Source organism: Okeania sp. SIO2B9, from assembly GCF_010672505.1.
Lineage (GTDB): Bacteria > Cyanobacteriota > Cyanobacteriia > Cyanobacteriales > Microcoleaceae > Okeania > Okeania hirsuta.
This window is the reverse complement of the sequence record NZ_JAAHGK010000846.1, coordinates 1-3,444: the sequence shown is the minus strand read 5'-3', so window position 1 is coordinate 3,444 and position 3,444 is coordinate 1. Positions and strand designations below refer to the sequence as shown.

Annotated in this window: 3 protein-coding genes; 1 reads left to right on the top strand and 2 read right to left on the bottom strand. The window is 28.5% G+C overall.

Going from position 1 to position 3,444, the window contains the following annotated elements:
* Both F6K13_RS24380 and F6K13_RS24375 read right to left on the bottom strand, forming a co-directional pair.
* The coding region (locus tag F6K13_RS24380; protein ID WP_287288639.1) for a hypothetical protein at positions 1 to 219 on the bottom strand (219 nt) is incomplete at its 3' end.
* A 420-nt stretch (positions 220 to 639) separates the two neighbouring features.
* On the bottom strand, positions 640 to 1,986 hold the full coding sequence (locus tag F6K13_RS24375; RefSeq protein ID WP_124146992.1) for a hypothetical protein: 1,347 nt from the start codon (positions 1,984 to 1,986) through the stop codon (positions 640 to 642).
* Between the two features lie 808 nt (positions 1,987 to 2,794).
* Between F6K13_RS24375 and F6K13_RS24370 the strand changes: the two genes are divergently transcribed.
* Complete coding sequence (locus F6K13_RS24370) at positions 2,795 to 3,394, top strand: ACP phosphodiesterase (RefSeq protein WP_124146991.1); 600 nt, start codon at positions 2,795 to 2,797, stop codon at positions 3,392 to 3,394.
* Positions 3,395 to 3,444 lie beyond the last annotated feature (50 nt).

Sequence of the window (3,444 nt, the reverse complement as noted above, 5' to 3'; positions counted from 1 at the left end):
TATAACTGCTCGCTGCCGTAGAGCAATAACTTGTTTAATCTTACAAAGTCCTTCTAACTGAATTTTATCCATAGAGGTAGCTCTACTAATAGTTTCATTATTTTTGCAATATAAATATCCAGTAGCTTGATTACTAATACCTCGAAGTTTAAGATGATATAGTTGTACATCTTGATAAAGAAAGTGATTTGGAGTAACAATAATTTGCATCTTGTTCATTAACTATAGAAGTTATACTTTAGTTATTCTAGAAAATTTCAAATAAATAAACAGGGGTAGAATTTGAGATTTTTTTTACCGAATAATTAAGGTAGAAAACCTTTTCATATCAAATCCGGTTAAACAGTTATAGATTAGTTAAGTCTTTAGGAGTCAGAAGGAGAGAGAATCACAAAGATTTATTAGTTATGACGATTCGATAATTTTTTTATATCCAATCAAACGTATTTGATATCATTGAAAAAGAAATAAAGAAAAAAATACTTTTCACCAATGCTATTATTTTCAGGAGAAGTAATTATTAATTATTAATTGTTGAAGATTCACTTAAACTGGCTACATCTTCTATCAAGTTAGTTATTTTTTTGTCAACTCAATCTAACTAAATATCAATTTTTTTTTATTTAAAGTAGAACGAATTTATTGTATCAATTTTTCTTGATCTTTTTTATTATTCAATATTTGCATTTGCAATTCAGAAATATCTGTATTTTTTTCCTCAAACTTTTCTTGATAGTTATTGACTATATTTTTATCTTGATACAGATTTTCTTGAGAAATATCAGTAATTTTGCTACCTTGTGTAACAGCAGAGGAATTTACTGCTGCTCGATCCAAGTTTGGTTGTTGAATTAATTTTTCTAACTCATCTAATGTTATCTCAGAACGTTGATTATTTTCTACTAGAGACTGAGCGGTTTGCTTACCAGTTTCAGCTAAATTGTTAAGTTCAGAAATTTTCCTCATTAAGTTATTAGCTACTAAATTCATTTGACGACCTGCTTGTGAAGTTTCATTCACCAATTTTCCAATCTCGTTAGTAATATGACTGAAACCACTAAGTTGAGAATTTGAATGACCAGCAACAATAGCAGCTTGTATTGCCAAATGTTTTGCTTGCTTACTAATTGTTTCAATTTGATGGGATGCAGAGTTAATTAGTTTAAGTTCATTGGTGAACAAGTGACCAATATTGACAATTTCATTCATATTTTTGTTGATTTTTTGTACTCCTTCAAATGTTGCATAAAATGCTTTTTTTCCTTCCTGAGAAATAAAACCAGTAATTTCTTTTAGTCTGCGGTTAAGGTTATGAATTTGTTGTGATTGACTAATTAAGTCATTTTGCTGTATTTCTAATAACTTGTGTCTAGCTAAAATTTCTTGTTTTTGCGTTTGTAATTCTGCCGTATGTTGTTGGAGTTTTTGCTGTTTATGTTTGAGCTGAATCAAATAATTTTTAGCAGAACTTTTCTGGCGAGATAACTCATTATTGACTTCTCTAAGTAGATGAGATTGAGCCAGGATTAAAGTTTGAAAATTAAGTAAAAAATAAATATAACAATTAGGATTTTTTTTGTTTACGAATTGAATTACTAGTGGTTCATATACAGTTTCTTCAGAACGGTTTAGTGCTATTTGTACAGCTAAATTAATTTTTTCTTCAGAAAGTAATACCAAACAGTTATCTAAATATTTAGTTGGAGTAGCTTTTAAAAAATATTGAATAGGACGTTTGATAAATAGTTCTCTTCCATAACGAGAACTCATTTGTTCATGAAAGTAGCGTCGAGAAATCATGCCAAAAAACTTTTCATCGGAAGCAACTATAACTCCAGATAAGTCAGGTTGTTGATTAAACTGATATTCAACTAATTCTAGGGAAGTCATCGGACTTACTTGAAAATCAGTCAGTGGTAATTCTCTGAGGGTAGATTCAGAATTTAGCTTCGGTAGATTAATAATAGATTCTAGAGTGTTTGCCATGCTACAAAATCCACTTAATTTATGAAAGAGCTTCGGAAAAATCTAGGGTAGTTTAATCATCATAATTTTGATTTATTGTATAAGCTGTTAGCTAATAACGTCAATCGTCATTTCTAACTTATTTCAATAGATATTGGTTTTTGTATAAATTATCCTGAGCAGTTTAACTTTGCTTTAACATAGATATGATTGGAAGTATTTCAAAATTTAATCATAAAATCTAGGCAATAGACTTCTCCAAAAATCAAAAATCAAAGCAATTCTTATCTATAAATTGTCAATTATTTATTCCTGTTATCTGTTTCCTCTTTCTTAGTTGATAGAGATTTCTAATATTAATTAATATTGATATTTATACACTCTTGATGTACAGGATTTGTCAAAAACAAAAAATAGAGAATAAAGTCTGAAACTCCTATTACTGTGATCTATTCTTGAATTCCAATAGAGATTTTATATAAAATCAAAATATATAGTAGTTGAAGGAAAGGTTATATGAAAGATAAAAAAGAATGCTACGAATAATTTAGCTGGTTAAAAAACTTTACCCAGAAATATTGATTTGACTAAAAACAGAGTTTGAGTCTAATAAATGATATGTAGGCTATTCCTACTTAGGACTGAGGACTGACTCCTTGAAACAGCCGTGCGTATTTGTAGCAAAAATTTTGGTATTTCATATTAGGACATATCAAAAGCTTAAAACTTAGACAACGCCAGATTTTTTCTTCTTCCTTATTACTTTTTCTTTCTTCCTTCTGCTATAACTGCTATGTACTTTACTTGAAAATGATATAACTATCTACTTATGAACTATCTAGCTCATTTATTTTTAGCGAAAAATACTCCCGAATCACAAATAGGAAATTTATTAGGTGATTTTGTCAAAGGGTATCTAGAACAATATGAAACTATTTATAGCCATGAAATTATTCAAGGAATCAAAACTCATCGTCAAGTTGATTGCTTTACTGATACTCATCCAATATATTTGAGAAGTAAAAATCGTATTAGTAATAGTCATAGACGTTTAGCAGGAATAATTATTGATATTTGTTATGACCATTTTTTAGCCAATCACTGGAACTTATTTGCCTATGAAAACTTAGATGTATTTGTGCAAAAAATATATATTATTTTGCAAAAAAATCAGGAAATTTTACCTGATAGATTACAAAAAATATTACCTAAAATTATATCTGAAAATTGGCTTAGTTCCTACAAAAACTTATCAGGGATTAACTTAAGTTTTGTCCGTTTATCTAAACGTTTGAAGAGAGAAAATAATCTTGCTACTGCTGGAAATGAACTGATTAAAAATTATACTGAAATTGAGTCGGATTTTTTGACTTTTTTTCCAGAAGTTATTAATTATGTCAAAAATTTGTCTAATATCAAATCCGGTTGAACAGCTTCACTATCAATTTATAGAATCCATGTTTGTATCTTGACCTTGAT